This window comes from Cupriavidus oxalaticus, assembly GCF_038900635.1.
Classification (GTDB): domain Bacteria; phylum Pseudomonadota; class Gammaproteobacteria; order Burkholderiales; family Burkholderiaceae; genus Cupriavidus; species Cupriavidus oxalaticus_B.
Window position 1 is genome coordinate 306,198 of the sequence record NZ_JAYMRX010000004.1, and the last position, 15,873, is coordinate 322,070.

General features: G+C 65.1%; 15 protein-coding genes. 6 read left to right on the plus strand and 9 right to left on the minus strand.

Translation table 11 applies throughout. The features are described 5' to 3' along the window. Positions 1-23: 23 nt before the first annotated feature. From VSR71_RS09955 to senA, 5 genes are all read right to left on the minus strand, one after another. Positions 24-524, minus strand: a complete 501-nt coding sequence (locus VSR71_RS09955) for a hypothetical protein (RefSeq protein ID WP_342913696.1) — start codon at positions 522-524, stop codon at positions 24-26. Further along, entirely contained in the window at positions 521-1,597 is a 1,077-nt protein-coding gene (locus VSR71_RS09960; protein ID WP_342913697.1) for a carotenoid 1,2-hydratase, read from the minus strand. Before VSR71_RS09960 ends, VSR71_RS09955 begins: the two co-directional genes overlap by 4 nt. Beyond that, a complete protein-coding gene (locus VSR71_RS09965; protein WP_342913698.1) occupies positions 1,594-4,119 on the minus strand; it encodes an FtsX-like permease family protein in 2,526 nt (841 codons plus the stop codon). Before VSR71_RS09965 ends, VSR71_RS09960 begins: the two co-directional genes overlap by 4 nt. 3 nt (positions 4,120-4,122) lie before the next feature. Further along, positions 4,123-4,818: an ABC transporter ATP-binding protein gene (locus tag VSR71_RS09970; RefSeq protein ID WP_342913699.1), complete on the minus strand. Its 696-nt coding sequence runs from the start codon at positions 4,816-4,818 to the stop codon at positions 4,123-4,125. A 68-nt stretch (positions 4,819-4,886) separates the two neighbouring features. Then, positions 4,887-6,089 carry a selenoneine synthase SenA gene (gene senA, locus VSR71_RS09975; protein WP_342913700.1) on the minus strand — a complete coding sequence of 401 codons (1,203 nt, stop codon included), beginning with the start codon at positions 6,087-6,089 and terminating at the stop codon, positions 4,887-4,889. Here senA and senB point away from each other — a divergent pair. From senB to VSR71_RS10005, 6 genes are all read left to right on the plus strand, one after another. Then, positions 6,088-7,083 (plus strand): selenoneine biosynthesis selenosugar synthase SenB, encoded by a 996-nt coding sequence (senB, locus tag VSR71_RS09980; protein WP_342913701.1) that lies wholly within the window; start codon positions 6,088-6,090, stop codon positions 7,081-7,083. The genes senA and senB overlap by 2 nt on opposite strands. 116 nt (positions 7,084-7,199) lie before the next feature. Then, positions 7,200-8,075, plus strand: a complete 876-nt coding sequence (locus tag VSR71_RS09985; RefSeq protein ID WP_342913702.1) for a putative selenate ABC transporter substrate-binding protein — start codon at positions 7,200-7,202, stop codon at positions 8,073-8,075. After that, positions 8,072-8,899 carry a phosphonate ABC transporter ATP-binding protein gene (locus tag VSR71_RS09990; protein ID WP_342913703.1) on the plus strand — a complete coding sequence of 276 codons (828 nt, stop codon included), beginning with the start codon at positions 8,072-8,074 and terminating at the stop codon, positions 8,897-8,899. The genes VSR71_RS09985 and VSR71_RS09990 overlap by 4 nt, the downstream gene beginning before the upstream one ends. Beyond that, positions 8,896-9,717: a PhnE/PtxC family ABC transporter permease gene (locus VSR71_RS09995; protein ID WP_342913704.1), complete on the plus strand. Its 822-nt coding sequence runs from the start codon at positions 8,896-8,898 to the stop codon at positions 9,715-9,717. Before VSR71_RS09990 ends, VSR71_RS09995 begins: the two co-directional genes overlap by 4 nt. Positions 9,718-9,720: 3 nt before the next feature. Further along, positions 9,721-10,512 (plus strand): phosphonate ABC transporter, permease protein PhnE, encoded by a 792-nt coding sequence (phnE, locus tag VSR71_RS10000; RefSeq protein WP_342913705.1) that lies wholly within the window; start codon positions 9,721-9,723, stop codon positions 10,510-10,512. Between the two features lie 329 nt (positions 10,513-10,841). Beyond that, positions 10,842-12,380, plus strand: coding sequence for a CHAD domain-containing protein (locus VSR71_RS10005; protein ID WP_342913706.1), 1,539 nt, complete (start codon positions 10,842-10,844; stop codon positions 12,378-12,380). A gap of 56 nt (positions 12,381-12,436) precedes the next feature. Here the strand turns inward: VSR71_RS10005 and VSR71_RS10010 are convergent, their stop codons facing one another. The 4 genes from VSR71_RS10010 to VSR71_RS10025 form a co-directional block, all read right to left on the minus strand. Next, positions 12,437-13,534 (minus strand): porin, encoded by a 1,098-nt coding sequence (locus VSR71_RS10010; protein ID WP_342913707.1) that lies wholly within the window; start codon positions 13,532-13,534, stop codon positions 12,437-12,439. A gap of 64 nt (positions 13,535-13,598) precedes the next feature. Continuing rightward, the gene (locus tag VSR71_RS10015) at positions 13,599-14,495 is read right to left on the minus strand and encodes a TAXI family TRAP transporter solute-binding subunit (RefSeq protein WP_342913708.1); all 897 of its coding nucleotides are present in this window, start codon (positions 14,493-14,495) and stop codon (positions 13,599-13,601) included. 124 nt (positions 14,496-14,619) lie between these two features. Next, positions 14,620-14,904 carry a hypothetical protein gene (locus VSR71_RS10020; RefSeq protein WP_342913709.1) on the minus strand — a complete coding sequence of 95 codons (285 nt, stop codon included), beginning with the start codon at positions 14,902-14,904 and terminating at the stop codon, positions 14,620-14,622. Positions 14,905-14,955: 51 nt separating this feature from the next. Then, positions 14,956-15,873: a dihydrodipicolinate synthase family protein gene (locus VSR71_RS10025; protein ID WP_342913710.1), complete on the minus strand. Its 918-nt coding sequence runs from the start codon at positions 15,871-15,873 to the stop codon at positions 14,956-14,958.

Genomic DNA, 15,873 nt, shown 5'->3' on the forward strand with positions numbered 1-15,873 from the left:
TCCGGCCAGCGGCCTGCGCTGCATCAGCCACGCGCGCACGCCTTGGTTTCCGTTTCCAGTTCCTGCGGCGTCATCTGCGGGAACCACGTATCGGTTTTGCGCAACTCCACGGCCGTGCCATCCGGCGTGGCGGTCAGCGAGATCAGGTAGGCATACGCAAACTCGCCGCTGCCCTTCGGCTGCCCGATCCGGATTTCCGCCTTGTTTGCCGGCAGGTTGACGACCGTGGCTTCGTCGCCAAGATTGTTGCGCAGGCATTTGGCAACGTCAGCCATTTTTGCCGGCGTAAACATGCGCATCGGCGGACGCGCGCGAATATCTTTCTCCGACGTGCCGGAGGCGCATCCGGCCATCATCGCGGCCGCAGCCACGCCAGCGCCCATTACCGCTGCTCGAAGGAACATATGAATCCTTTGGAATGCAAGGCGCGTATGGTACAGGAGCCACATCAATCGTGGGCGCGTCTGCGCGGCCGGCTGCATCGCTTCAAAGAGGTCGCGCGGCGCACCGGCCACGGGCGTCAAAGATTGATGCGCTGGAAATACCCGGTCAATTCGAGATAGCCCCGTCCCACCGCCTTGCCATTCCGCAACGCAGTCACCGCGCCCTCCCAATAAACCGCGCCGGTGCTGGCTCGGCTATCGAGTTCCTGGTCATCCATCAACGGCACCAGTTCGAGCGTGATATCGCCTGCTTTCAAGCGCATGGCAACAGGATAGCTGGCGCCTGTGCGCGGCGAGCGCCAACTGCGCACCGGCATGAAGGTGACGTCTTCAGCAGCGAGTACCTGCACGCGACCGTCGCCGCCGCGCAGCGTTCCGCCTCCCCAGAACTTGCGCCCCGCCTTGTCCCGAATCCGGAAGGCCATCAACGCGCCGCCATCATCCAGGTTGAGGCCGAGCCAGTCCCAGCCGACAGCCTCGTCGGCCAGCAAGGCCGACGACCATTCGTGATCCAGCCAGGCAGTGCCGTGCACGGCTTGCTGCTGGCTGCGCTGCTTCAAGGTGCCGCTCACCTTGAGTCCCGGCTGGCTGTAGTAGTAGCTTGCGTGGGACGCCAGGGGGCCCTTGCGGCTGTAACCCTGTTCGCCCTGCAGCAGCAACTGCCGGGTTGGCTCCATTGTCAGGTCGAGCGTGAAATCCCGCGCGGGAAATCTGGCCCGGTAGCGCCCCGCCATCTCCCGGCGCAGCGACCAGTCGTCGATGTACACGTTGGTGTCGGCTGTGTCGGCAAGCGCAAGGCCAAAGCCGCTGCGCACCGCGCGTTGGTCGTGCTGGAGCTTGCCGGCCACGGGATCGCTCAGTGCGACATTGGCGGACAGCAGCTGCCGCGGCGCGAAGCGGCTTGGGTTGGCCTGGTCGAACTGCGGGCGCGAGCGGAAAAACGTAATCTGGAAGCCGAGCGGCGCGCCTGCCTGTGTCTGCAGCCAGCCGGTCGCATACCACCATTCGGTACGATAGTCGGGGTGCGCGCCATGGTCGCGCGGGAAGGCCAGGGTTCGGCCCGCCTCGACTGGAGGATAAACGGGCACTGCGCCTGGCGCCGCACCCGGCACACCGAAACCTGGCAACAACAGCAGGAATGAGCGCCGCTTCACCAATCCTCCTGCACCGCGCGCACGGCGCTCCGCGACATCGCCTGCCGTCCGCTGGCCAGCGCAGCCAGTGAGGCCGCCGCCACGACCGCGCTCGCCATCTGAGCCAGAAATGCCCACGGCACATGCAAGCTCATGGTCCAGTGGAACGACTGCGGGTTGACAACATGAACCAGGATCAGGGCGATGACCCATCCCAACCCAAGACCGGCTGCCACGCCAAGCAAGGCCAGTAACGCGCCCTCCAGCGCCAGCATCGCGCCGATCTGCCAGCGCATGAAACCGAGATGACGCAGCATGCCGAATTCGCGCGCACGCGCCAGGGCCTGCGCGCTGAAGCTGGCGCCGATGCCAAACAGGCCGATCACAACCGCGATGGCTTCCAGCAGGTAAGTCACCGCAAAACTGCGGTCGAAGATTTTCAGAGTGATGGTGCGAATCTCGCCGGGCTCGGCGAAGGCAATGTGTTCTCCGCCGGCGACGCGCTGGCGCAGCCTCTCCTTGACCTGCGCCGGGCCGGTGCCCTGCTCCAGCCACAAGGCAGCGTCGGTGACACGCCGCTCGTCAGTGAGCCGCCGATAATCGTCCTGATCGATTACCACCGTACCATGCTGGCGCGCGTAATCGCGCCACACCCCGCCTACCAGGAAGGTGAGGGGCCGACCCTGCAGCGGCAGCGTGATACGTTGCCCCGGGCGGAAGCCATAGAGGTCGACCATCGCCTCGCTGATCCATACCGTCGGCGGGTCACCCGGCTGCCCCGCGACAGGTGCGCCCGTCAGCGGCAACCGTGCGCCCGGATTGCGCGGATCGATCGGCCTGGCGATGACCGTTACGGGGGGACGCCGGGAGTCAAGCAGAATCTGGCTCGAACGCAGAAACTCGGCGCGCGCAACGCCACGGACGCTGGCGATGGCCGCCTGGTCGTCAAGCGAGAAATACGCGCTATCGCCGCCAGACGAAGCGCGCAGATAGAGGTCGGCCGGAAGGACATTCTGCAGCCATTGATCCACCGAGATGCGGAAGCTTGACACCATCATCGCCATCGAGGCCATCAGGCTAAAGCTGGCGACAATGCCGGCCAGGGCGATCGACGCGCGGCCCGGCGCCCCGGCAAGTTGGGTCAGGGCAAGCTGTGGCACAGCCCGTCGCGAAGACGGCAGCAAGCCGAACACAAGATGCGCCAGCCGTGGCATCAGCAGGATGGCGCCCACCAATAACAGGGCGATCGCGGCGTAACCGAAGAGCGGCAGATCCGCCACCGGCGGCAGTGGCGTCAACCCGAACCCGGCTGCCAACGCGGCAAGCCCCGCCCACGGCGAGCGTAGCCGCTTGAGCGGTGTCTCCTCGTCGCCTGCCTTGAGCGCCTGCGCCGGCCGCGCGCGGGCGGCCTCCCATGCCGGCGCGAGACTGCCCAGTACCGCCGCCGACAGTCCGAGCGCGAAAAAGGCCAGTGCCGGCAGCGCATCGAAACGGACCCTGGGGCGTACCCCTTCAAAGTAGCCACCACCCAGATCGCCGCCTGCGTAAGCGAGCACCGCGGCAGCGAGAACGAAGCCAAGCGCCAGGCCGAGTATCGCGCCGAATACGCCTTGCGCCGCGCTTTCCGCCAGCAGCAGCCGCAGGAGACCGGCGCGCGTCACCCCCAGTGCGCGCAGCAGTGCCAGTTCGGAGCGCCGCCGCAGCATCGATACGGCCTGCATCGTGAACACCAGGAAGGCTCCGGTGAACAATGCCACCATGGCAAGCACGTTCAGGTTCACCCGATAGGCGCGCGACAGGTTGGAAGTCCGGCGCACGTTATCCTGCGGCGAACCTGCCACCACACCTGGCGGCAGTAGCGCGGCCAGCGCTTGCGCAACGTTGTCGGTATCCGCTCCCGGCCTCAGCTTGACGTCGATCCGCTGCAGCAGGCCAAGCCGGTCGAGGCGCCACTGCGCCGCACCGATATCCATCACGCCCAGTCGCTGGCCCTCGCCCGCCGCCGGCAGCGTGCCGGCTATACGCAGCGTAAGCGCGGTGAGCCCCACTTGTATGTTGAGCGGGTCGCCGGGCTTAAGGCCGAGCCAGCTCAGCGCCGCCGGCGAAAGAAACACGGCGTCGGGATCGAGCACGTCGAGCTTGCCCGCCCGCTCTTCCACCGGCCGCCCGATCAGATTGGGGGTCACGGACGCTGCCCGGAACACATCGATGCCAAGCAGCTTCAGCGCACCGGTGCGCCCTGGCACGCCAGCATCGACCTCCACCACCGGGCTGGCCGCCGCCACCTCCGGCAGGCGCGCGATGCGCGGATAGAGCGATTCATCGAAGCCCGTGCGCGGCCCGCGGATCTCCAGGTCAGCATTTCCCATCAACGAGCGCGCCGCCTGGGAAAACTCCGCCAGCGCAGCGTGGTTGACCAGATGCACGCCATAGCCCATTGCCACACCGATGGCCACGGCGAGGATGCCTACGATGGCACGTCCGCGATGGGCACGCAATTCGCCGAGGAGCAGTGCAAGGCCGAGTGAGCGCGGCGTTCGCATGGCTCAGGAGACCGCGTTCTTCTGCGGCTGTGCCCCCAGCGGCGTCAATCCGCCTGGCGTCAATTGCAGGACGCGATCCACGGTCGCCGCGGCCAGTGCCGAGTGCGTGACGATAATCGCGGCCGTGCCGTTTGCGTTGACCAGCTCGCGCAGCAAGCTCAGCGCATGCGCGGCCGTATCGTGATCCAGGTTGCCAGTCGGCTCATCTGCCAGCAGCAGCATCGGCCGGTGTACCAGGGCACGCGCAATCGCAACCCGCTGCAGTTCCCCACCGGAAAGCTCGCGGGGCAGACTGTCCTCGCGCCCCTCGAGCCCGACCGCGGCGAGCATCTCGGCAACGCGCGCCGACGCCTTTTCCCGCTCGAGTCCGTTCAACAGCAGCGGCAGAGCCACGTTCTGCGCCGCGCTCAGATTCGGCAGCACGTGGAAGGCCTGGAATACAAACCCCATCTTTTGCCGCCTCAGCAAGGTTGCCGCGTCGTCGCCCAGCTTGCCCAGATCCTGCCCGTCGAACCGGATGTGGCCACTGTCGGGCCGGTCGAGGCCAGCAATCAGGTGGAGCAGCGTTGACTTGCCGACGCCCGATTCACCCATGATGGCGACATATTCGCCGGCGCCCAGCGCAAGACTGACTCCGCGAAAAACCGTGCGCGGCCTGGCGCCGTCGTATGTCTTCGAGACGTCTGTAAGGGTTAGCACAATGTCAATGTCATAAGCCTTCAGAGGCGCGCTTCCGTGGGCGGAAATACGTTACTTCGGAAACCCCCTCAACCACAGCAGCGGAATCCGACGAAGATGTCGCTGCGGTGCGGCAGGTAGAAGTTCCGGTAGCGAGGATGCTGCATGCGGGCATGGGTGGCGAACGATCCGCCGCGCACCGAGCGATGCGTGTGAAACCAGGGGGCGGAATATTCCTGGTACGGATCTGGCGAGAATCCTGCATAGGGCACGAAAGGATCCGCCGTCCATTCCCACACGGCGCTACCCCAGCGGATCAGGTCATGCGTTGCCGCATACTCCCATTCGGCTTCGGTGGGCAAGCGCTTGCCGGCCCAGCGGCAATAGGCTTCCGCCTCGTAGGCATTGATATGACACACCGGCTGTTCGGGCGGCAGCTGCACCCACTGCCCGAACCAGCGCAACGCCCATTGCCCCGGGGTACCGCCGTCTGTGCGGCGCCAGCGCACCGGATGCGCCAGCCCGCTCTGTTGCAGCCATGCGCGTCCGTCGTCGGACCACCATTGCGGGTCGCGGTAGCCGCCGGCGGCCACGAATTCCGCAAATGCGGCATTGCTGACGCAAGTGCGATCGATGCGGAAAGGGGCGATGCGGACCGGGTGGGCCCACTTTTCGTTGTCGAAGACGAACCCGTCACCCCCGGCAGGCGACCCCATCGGGAACGTATCGCCGCCTGCGTCCGCCGACCCGGCGCCTGGGGTAATGGAAGGCATGTCGAGCGGGGCGTGCAGCGGATAGTCGAGCGTCTGGCGCATATAGGTCAGCGCCTCCGCGTGCATGTCTTCGTGGAACAAGGCGAGCCGGAAAAAATAGAGCGTCTGGTCGGCGTCGTCCGCCGCGGCAAGGCTGGCCCGGACGCGCTCCAGTACCGCGGCCACATAGCCGCGTATCTCCTCCAGTGGGGGCAACGGGAGCTTCCAGCGATCCGTGTGAGGAACGCGCGAGGAGTCGAAGAAGCGGTCGGCGTTATCGAGCATCGACGCAAGGCTTGCGACCAGGCGGCCGTCCGGGCCGGGACGCGGATCCCGCAACACCCAGTGCTCGGTGAACCACGCGACATGCGCGTATTCCCACAAGGGCGGGTTGATCCCAGGGTCGTAGCGAACCTGCCACTGGGACGGCGACAAGTCCTGCAGGATGGCCCAGGTGCGCCGATGCGCATCGGCAAATGCCGCGTCGAGCCCGAACTTGTTTATGCTTCTGGCTGCCACCCCTTCAGAGCCGATCGTCATGCGTCCTCCCAAGGCCACTGTCGCGATTATCAGCCCGGCACTCCGGAAAGCCAATAACGGCAACTGGCAGACCGCACATCGCTGGTCGCACTTCCTGCAGGCGGACTACGGTGTGACTCTGGCCGCGGAGTGGTCGGAGGGCCACCCGGACGGCGCGGCCCCTGCGTGCCTGATCGCGCTGCACGCCCGGCGCTCGGCCGATTCCATCGCCAGATTTGCCGAAGCCTGCCCCGGCCGTCCACTGATAGTTGTGCTGACGGGGACGGACCTGTACCGCGATATCCACAGCGACGCATCCGCCCGGCGCTCCCTGGACCTTGCGACTCATCTGGTGGTGCTGCAGGACGAAGGGCCAGCCGAACTGTCGCCCGGGCATCGTGCCAAATGCCGGGTCATCTACCAGTCCGCCCCGGCGATCCTGCCGGTAGCGGCCAGCCAGGATGCGTTTGACGTCGTCCTGGTCGGCCATATGCGGGCCGAAAAGGATCCGGCGACGCCCATGCTGGCCCTGATGCAGCTTCCCGACGATTCGCGCGTGCGCCTGACCCACATCGGCGCCGCACTGGACGATAGCTACCGGGAGGCAGCCGAGGCGCTGCAGGCGCAACGCTGGCCGGCGGACCAGCGCTATGTGTGGCTGGCAAACCTGCCTCACTCCGAGACGCGGCGGCGCATCGGGCAAGCACAGGCGATGGTCATATCGAGCATGATGGAAGGCGGCGCCAACGTCATCATTGAGGCCGTTACCAGCGGAGTGCCGGTGCTGGCGAGCCGCATCCCGGGCAACGTCGGCATGCTGGGCCGCGACTACGAGGGTTACTTCCCCCCGGGCAATGCCCCGCAGCTGGCGGTGATGCTGGAGCGCGCCAGCCGCGACGCCGCCTTCCTCGAGCGCCTGCGGCAGCAATGCGCGCGGCGGGCGCCGCTGTTCGCGCCGGAGCGGGAGCGTGCCGAAGTCATTAGACTTGTCGCCGAAGCCTTGAAACCAGACTGACCAGGAGCCCCATCATGGACCAGCCAGACCACGCAGGTATCAAGCCTCCGGTAGCATAAGCGCCCTTTCGGGGTAGTCCCCGCTCCATCACTCCCGTTCTTCGACCACGCTCGATCATGACCGCAACCATATTCCCGCGTATCGCGAAATGCCTTGCCGCGCTTGCCCTGTCCGGCCTCGCCGGCCTGTCGGGTGCCCAGGCTGCACAGACCGTCCTGAAAGTGTCGGCCATCCCTGACGAAGCACCGACCGAATTGCAGCGCAAGTTCGCGCCGCTGGGCAAATACCTGGAGAAGGAAACCGGCATGAAGGTGGAGTTCATGCCAGTGACGGATTACGCCGCCGTGGTCGAGTCCCTGGCAACAGGCAAGATCGACATGGCATGGCTGGGCGGTTTTACCTACGTGCAAAGCAAGATCCGGACGAAGGGCGCCACCATCCCCATCGTCCAGCGACAGGAAGATGCCGCGTTTACCAGCAAGTTCATCACTGCCGACAGCAATATCAAGACCCTGGCCGACCTCAAGGGCAAGACCTTCGCCTTCGGCTCGCCGTCCTCGACTTCCGGACACCTGATGCCGCGCTATTTCCTGCACCAGGCCGGCATCGATCCGGACCGGGACTTCAAGACTGTCGCCTACTCGGGCGCCCATGATGCAACGGCCGCCTTCGTCCAGGCCGGCAAGGCCGACGCGGGCGTGCTCAACGCCTCGGTCTGGGACAAGCTGGTGGAGCAGCACAAGGTGGACCCCGCCAAGGTCCGGGTGTTTGCCGTCACGCCGCCCTACTTCGACTACAACTGGACCGTGCGCGGCGGGCTCGACCCGGACCTGCGCAAAAAGCTGACCGAAGCGTTCCTGCGCCTTGATCCGGCCAATCCCGAGCACAAGGAGATCATGGCACTGCAGCGGACCGTAAAGTACATCCCGACCAAACCGGAGAACTACGCCGGCATCGAGGCCGCGGCCCGCACCGCGGGCCTGATCAAGTGAGCTTCAATCTCGACGCCGCCAGCGTCAGCTACCCCAACGGGCAGCGTGCGCTGAGCCAGATCGCCTTGTCGGCGGGCAGCGGCGAGCGCATCGCCGTCATCGGTCCCTCGGGCGCCGGCAAGACCTCGCTGCTGCGCCTGCTGGGAACGTCGCTGCGGCCCGGCGAAGGCCGCGTCGAGATCCTGGGGCAAAGCCCCTGGGCACTGAGCGCCGCACGCCTGCGGCGCCTGCGCTGCCGCATCGGCATGGTGCACCAGGCACCGCCGATGCCCCCACGCCAGCGCGTGATCACCGCCATCCTTGCCGGCCGCCTCGGTATCTGGCCCGGCTGGAAATCCATGCTCTCGCTGGTCTATCCGGCGGATATCGCCGGCGCCAGCGAACAGCTGGCGCGACTGGAGCTGGCCGACCGCCTGTTCGATCGCTGCGACCAGTTGTCGGGCGGCCAGCTGCAGCGTGTCGGCGTGGCCCGCGTGCTGTACCAGCGCCCGGAACTGATCCTGGCCGACGAGCCGGTCTCGGCGATGGATCCCGTGCTGGCCAACCTGACCCTGGGCGAGCTGCGCAAGGAAGCCGATACCCGGGCGGTGACGCTGGTCGCCAGCCTGCACGCGGTGGATCTTGCCCTGCGCTGGTTTCCCCGCATCATCGGCCTGAAGTCGGGCGAGGTCGCCTTCGACCTGCCGGCCGAGCGCGTCACCGACGCCCTGCTGCGCGAACTCTACGCCGCCGAGAGCGATTCGCCACCCGTGCAGGGCAGCCGGGCCGTGGTCATCGCCGCCGCTTCCGGCGGTGTTGACCCGCGCAGGGCGGCATGCCGATGAGCGCTCATCCACGCGACCCGCAGGCACTGCGGCGGGCCAGCGGCCTGGTCCTCGCGCTGCTACTGCTGTGGCCCCTGCTGAGGCTTTCCCAGTTCAGCCCGTCGGCGCTGTTCGACAGGGCAAACCTGAAGGTGATAGGCGGCTTCCTGGCAAACTTCCTGCCCCCCGAGGTTTCAGCCGAGTTTCTCGGCTACGTGGCCAAGGCAACGCTGGAAACGCTGGCGATCGCGACCGCAGGCATCGCGCTCGCCTTTGTCATTGCGGCGCCGCTGGCCGTGGCGATGACCAGGAGCCTCTCCATCTCCCGCATCGGTCCGGGCCCGGGACTCCGGGCGCGGTCGGCACTGCGCACCGCCGTGCGGGCGCTGGTGCTGCTGCTGCGCGGGGTGCCGGAGCTGGTCTGGGCGCTGGTCTTCGTGCGCGCCCTGGGCCTTGGCGCGGCGGCGGGCGTGCTGGCGCTGGCCGTCACCTATGGCGGCATGCTGGCAAAGGTCTATGCGGAAATCCTCGAATCGAGCGACCAGCACGCGGCGGACGCCCTGCTCTGCGGCGGCAGCGGGCGCCTGGCGGCGCTGTCCTATGGATTGCTGCCGAATGCCGCGCAGGAGCTGGTCTCGTACACCGTGTATCGCTGGGAATGTGCCGTGCGGGCGTCGGTGGTGATGGGCTTCGTTGGCGCCGGCGGGCTTGGCCAGTTGATGGACCAGGCCATGAAGCTGCTCAACGGCGGCGAAGCCGCGACCATCCTGCTTGTGTTCCTGCTGCTGGTCCTGCTGGCCGACGCGCTCAGCGCCCGGCTGCGCAAGATGCTGGATTGAACCATGGCGACCAGCACGCCCACGGCCGGCCAGTTCTGCCTCAAGTGCCTGCTTACGCTGCTCGCCCTGGCAAGCGCGGTTGCGGCCAGTTTTGCCTATCTCTCGCTCGATCTGGGCCGGCTCTTTTCCGCTGACGCCGCGGCCGAGATCCTGCGCTTCCTGCGGACGTTCTTCCCGCCGGAGCTGTCGGCCACGTTCCTGGCCAGAACCGGCGGCGCCATGCTCGAAACGCTTGCGGTTTCCGCCGTGGGCACGCTGTGTGCGGCGGTGCTGGGTTTTGGCCTGGCACTACCGGCTTGCGGGATCTACGGCGATGCGCTGCGCGCGTTCTCGCGCTTGCTGCTGAACCTGCTGCGCTCGATTCCCGAGCTGGTATGGGCTGCCCTGACCGTGCTCGCAGTCGGCCTTGGACCGTTTGCCGGCACCCTCGCCCTGGCACTGCATACCGCGGGCGTGCTCGGCCGCCTGTTCGCCGAGGCGCTGGAGAATGCGCCGCGCACACCCGCCCGCGCGCTGACGGAAAAGGGCACCCCCGCCGCGCTGGTCTTCGTGTATGGGACGCTGCCCTGCGTATGGCCCCAGTTCCTGGCCTACATCCTGTATCGCTGGGAAATGAATATCCGCGTGGCGGCGATCCTTGGCTTTGTCGGCGCCGGCGGGCTTGGGCAGATGCTGTATTTCGAGCTCTCCCTGTTCCATATGCCTCAGGCTTGCACGGTGATCATCGCCATGCTTATGCTGGCGGCCCTGGTCGACACAGCCAGCGCGATCATGAGAGTTGGCCGGCGCTCCTGATGCGCCACTCTTGGGATTCCCCAAGTGACGGGATCAGTTCGTTCTGCGGGTACCGAGATATCGCAGATGATGCTGCGTCCGGCATAGGCCTGGGTGGTAGCGGCCTGCAGCGAACACATTGCACCGTGTGGGCCCCGCTCAATGCTGTAGATTGGGCATTAGAGTTCATGGCCCAGAGCGGCATAGTTCTTGCGCCTTTTCCGCCAACCGTGCCTGCACGCGCCGAATTGCAGGCTTTGGTCCTGCAGCGAAAGGCAAAAGCAGCGACGCGATGCAGGAAATGGTCGGCTCACGGATCACCACGTCGGACCCGTCAGGAGGATGACGTCATGGAGAAGGAACTGAAGTTTGAGGTGACAGCAGGCCAGGACGCTGTCATGAAGAATCTGCCAGCGCTTCTGAATGTAAAGTTCCAACCACCCACGAAGCAGGCTCTCGAAAGCGACTACTTCGATACACCCGACTTTCTACTGCGCCGGGCAGGGGCAGCATTGCGCCTTCGCCGCGATGGGGAGCAGATCGTGCAGACGCTAAAGTCCTCCGGCAAGCAGCGCGGCGGGTTATTCGTGCGCGAAGAGTACGAGTCCACCCTGGAGCAGGGCAGGCCTGACGTCGATGCCTTGCGCGCCGCCGTACCGAAATCGTCGGAGCTTTCGCAACTTCTCAAGGAACCTGGACTCGCAGATCACCTCGAACCGATTTTTCGCACCACGGTCACGCGAGAGACCTGGGCACTGCAGCTCCCCAGTGGCGAGGAGATCGAGCTCGCACTCGATACCGGGAAAGTCACCGCAGCCGAGCAGGACTGTCCCTTCTCTGAAGTCGAACTGGAGATCAAGCAGGGCGATCCACGCCGCCTTGGGGAAATGGCGCTCCGACTGGTTGACAAGGTACCGCTTCGCCTGAGCATGCAAAGCAAGAGCGACCGCGGCTACGATTTGCTCGTTTCCCATAAGCGCTCCGCGGTGACGGCAAGCCCCGTCACGCTGACGAAGCGTGACACCGTGGAAGAGGCAATCTGCAAGATCATGCAAAACTGCCTGGATCAGGTCTATGCCAATGCACCCCTGGTCGCCGCTGGACATTCGCCTGAAGGCGTGCATCAGATGCGGGTGGGCCTGCGCCGCTTCCGCTCCGCACTCGACATGTTCGAAGAGGTAATCGCCCTGCCCACCGACCTCGAAGAGGAAGTGAAGTGGATTGCCGATGAATTGGGTAAGGCGCGAGATTGGCACGTGCTGGCGCATTCCACGCTGCCTCAGGTTGATGAAGGCAAGGACAAACGTGACCACGTCGAGGAAGCCGAGAGAGCCGCTGCCGAAATAGAAGAAGCGCGCCAGGCCGATGCGATGCGTGCGGTACAGTCGCCGCGCTATGCACGCCTGACCCTGATGCTGGATCATTGGATCACGAACGCCTCATGGCGCGACACGTCCGACGCAACACGCACAGAATTGCTGGAGAAGCGTGTGGGAATCCATGCCGAACGCGTGCTGCGCAAGCGGCACCGCAGGCTGGTTCGCCGGGGACGCGGCCTGCACAAGCTTGACGCCCACCACCGCCATCGCGCACGGATTGCGGCGAAGAAGCTGCGATATGCTGCCGAGTTCTTCGCCGACCTGTTCGAGAAGAAGACGCTGAAGCCGTTCCGACGCGTGCTGGCGAAGTTGCAGGATGATCTGGGATGGGGCAACGACATGGCCGTGGCCGACGGCCTTCTGAGGCATCTCGAACAACACCATCGCAAGGCGGCCCATGGCGCCAGCTATGCGCGGGGCTTTCTGGCGGCACGGGTGGTCGACGATCGCGCCAACCAGCGAAAGCTGTGGAAGCAATTCCGCAAAGCCAGTCGGCCAACGCCAGCGTGAAAGAAGATGGGCGTGATAACGACCCGCCAGCTATCGGACTTCAGGGCTGATCCTCTTCAAAAAATATGCTTCACGCCAACCATCGCGCCGAACTGGCTACTGCCGGGTGGGGGATTGGAGCCGGGAGCGCCACCGCTGACGGACAGTGCCAACTGCCCGCCGTTGTTGATGTAGCCGCCCGTGGCGTAGACCGAAGTCCGTTTTGAGAAATTGTAGGTACCACGCAATGCGAACAGCGGCGCCTTGTTCGAACTGCTGTGGTACTTCAGGTAGTAAGCCTGGCCGGCAAGCGTAAAGGCGGGCGTAATGTCGTAAGCCAGGCCAGCAAACCAGAGATCGCTGATCGACGGTGCCGTGGCCTCGTTGTCGCGACGCAGCCACCCTATCCCGAGCTTGGCCCTGGAGAGGATCATGTATCCGTTGACCGAAAGCCGGTCGTCGGACAGGCTACTGCGTGTGAGTCCGCCAAAGGCGCCGGGACCGCCACGGATGGAATCGTAGGCAACACTGGTTCCCCACCAACCTGTCTCATACCTGATCAGCACTGACCACTCCCGGCACGCACGCTTGTCCGCCGGGTTTTCGCCGGCACAGTTGGTGCCGGCCGGACCTGGTCCGGCATTCGCCGTGTCGCGGCCAAAGCTGTACGATCCGCCCACGGTCAGGCCGCCGAACGTCCCTTTGTAGACAATGGCATTATCGGCACGGGCATTCGGGATATAGCTATCCAGGGAACCCAATCCGTAGATGTTCGGGCCAAGGATATCGGCATCAAGCGTCGACCAGAACTGCATCGTGTACTGGCGCCCGAAAGAAATCTGCCCCCATTTGCCTGACAGGCCGACGAGCGCTTGCTGGCCGAACAACCGGCCACCCTGGTTGGAAACACCGGTATCCGGTGAAAATCCAGACTCAAGAACGAAAATGCTCTTCAGTCCGCCACCGAGATCCTCGCTGCCCCGCATCCCCCAGCGCGAAGGTACGGTGCCCTTGAGACTTGGCATGCGAAACAGATTGTCCTTCGACGCGCCAACGTTGTTCACGTACTCAACGCCCGTGTCCACCACACCGTAAATGGTGATCGATTGTGCCGATGCAAGCGTTGGCATCAATGCGGCAAGAGAGACCGCTACTGTCAGCTTGACTGGCTTCATTTTGTCTGCCTCCACCTTTTCGTTTTTCTATCGACGCAATCCGGCGTCGTGGTCCACGCTGGCCCTACTGCTCCAGTACGCCAAGTTCGGCGAGGTAACGCAGCACGCCGCTGTGGATGCTCTCCAAACCCGGCGCGGCCGCCACCGTGTTTTCCGGGCGAGTCTCCGCACCTTGCTCGACACGGCTGACGAGTCGGCCATGTCCCTGGTCCAGCGCCCTGGCGATCCGATAGGCCGTGTCCGCTTCCAGCGTTGGACGAGCGAGGATGTAGCTCCAGGAACCAACCGCCTGGATGGCATCGGTCTGGCCGGGATACGAGCCCGCCGGAACCGTGATCGGGGTGAGGAAGTTGTGCCTGGCGCAGACCTTTCCGACCTCTGCCGCAGACAGGCCAATCAGCCGCCCACCTGCCTTCGTGATTGCCGTGAAGCCAGGCCAGCCGATGCCGGCGCCCCATTGCGCGGCCACCAGCCCTTTGGCCACCATGACCGGACCGTCCCCCGCCTTGTCCAGGAAGTGCGGCTCAAAGTCGGTGCCCCGGTTCAGCCCCAGGCCATCCATGACGTACTTGCCAAGCAGGGTGATGCCCGATGCCCGCGTGCCCCAGGCGATGGGCTTGCCCACCAGGTCCCGCACGCAGCGGGCCGGACTGGCACCCCGGACCGCGAACATGCCCGGGTTGGAATAGATGGCAGCGATCACCTTCAGGTCAACCTTGGGCCTGCCGATCCCGGCGAAGGCCTCGTAGGCCGGCTCGCCGGCGACCAGTGCCATGTCCAGTTGGCCCGCCTCGAGCAGCTTGATGTTCTCCGCGCTACCGCCCGTATTGCGCGTCTGCACATCCAGCGTTTCGTCGGTCTCGTTGATCGCCGCGGCAGCGGCGTCGCCATACAGCGGAAAACCGCCGCCAGGCGTGGCGGTACCGAGGATGACTTTGGTAGGTGAGGTAAGCATGGTCATGATGTCTTGAGAACGCAGTACGGGAATCGGTTGGGACGATGGCAGCAACGTATTTCGTTTCACTTTTCAGTTCCGTCTTGAATGGAGGATGAAACGGGTCATCGCTTCTTCAATCGCGAGTGCCTCATTTGGCAGGCGTGCGTCTGCCAAGCCATGGGAGCACCACCAGAACGACTAGCACCGCGCCGAGATATCCAACGCAGAAGCGCCGGGCCAGCGACGTCCACCCGTCGTGGCGCCAGCCCTCGTACAGCAGGTTCGCGATGACGCCACCCAGACAGGTCAGCAGGCAGTTCAGCAAGGCCGGACGGACGACCCAGATTCCCTGCAGATACTGGTTCCACAGGCGATGCACCCCGTGCCTCATTTGCGCTGCCGCGCCTCGCCAGCTTGCCGTGCCGCGAGCCATTGCAGCGTTTCTCCTCACGGTCTCCTCCTGACTGTCGATGTGTTGGCGGAATCAGGTCATCGCGCCGGTCGCATAAGCCAGGCCATCCTGTGCGAGCTGGTCCATGAGTTGGGAGGCCCGGTCGCCATCGAGCGGCTGCAGCGGCGCACGCAGCTTGTTCCAGGCGGAATCGCCGTACCTGGCCGCCAGAACTGCCTTGACGGCGGGGATGAGCGGATAGGCTTCCATGAGCTTCCTGCGACGGGTGATCGCCGCCTGAAATGCGTCCGCATCGGGCTCCTTCCATCGCACGCAGACTTCCTTGATGGCCTTCGCGTTGATGTTTCCCGTCGCGGAGATGCAGCCGGCCGCGCCAGCACGGAGGCCATCGAGCAGGAACGTCTCGGATCCGGGAAACACGTGCAACTGCGGGAAGTTCCGGATCACCGCCAACGTATTGCTGAAGTCGCCCGAGCTGTCCTTCAGGCCCGCAATCGTCTCCGGATACCGCTTGAGCAAGCGCTCGATGAGCGGCAGGCTGTAGCCGATCTGCGCAATGGGCGGGATGTGATAGAGGTACAGACGCAGCTGCGCCGTGCCGACCCTTTCGATCAACTCGCAGAGGAAGGCGAACAGTCCATCCTCGGAGAGCCCCTTGTAGTAGAACGGCGGCAGGAGCAGTACGCCGGCGCAACCTGCCCTGGTCGCGGCGCTGGTCAGATGCACCGCGTCCTCGATCGAGCATGCGCCAGTGCCTGGCATCAGCTTCGACGGTGAGATGTCGTTCCCGAGGAGGAGGTCGAGTTGCGCCGCGCGTTCGGACACGCTGAGCGAGTTTGCCTCGCTTGTCGTGCCGAGGATCGCCAGGCCATCGGCGCCCTCGTCGAGCAACGCCTTGCAGTGAGCAAGGAACAGGTTCAGGTCGACGGAACCATCGAATGCAAAGGGCGTGGACGCAGGGACCCACAGCCCACCACAGGCTTGTGCCAT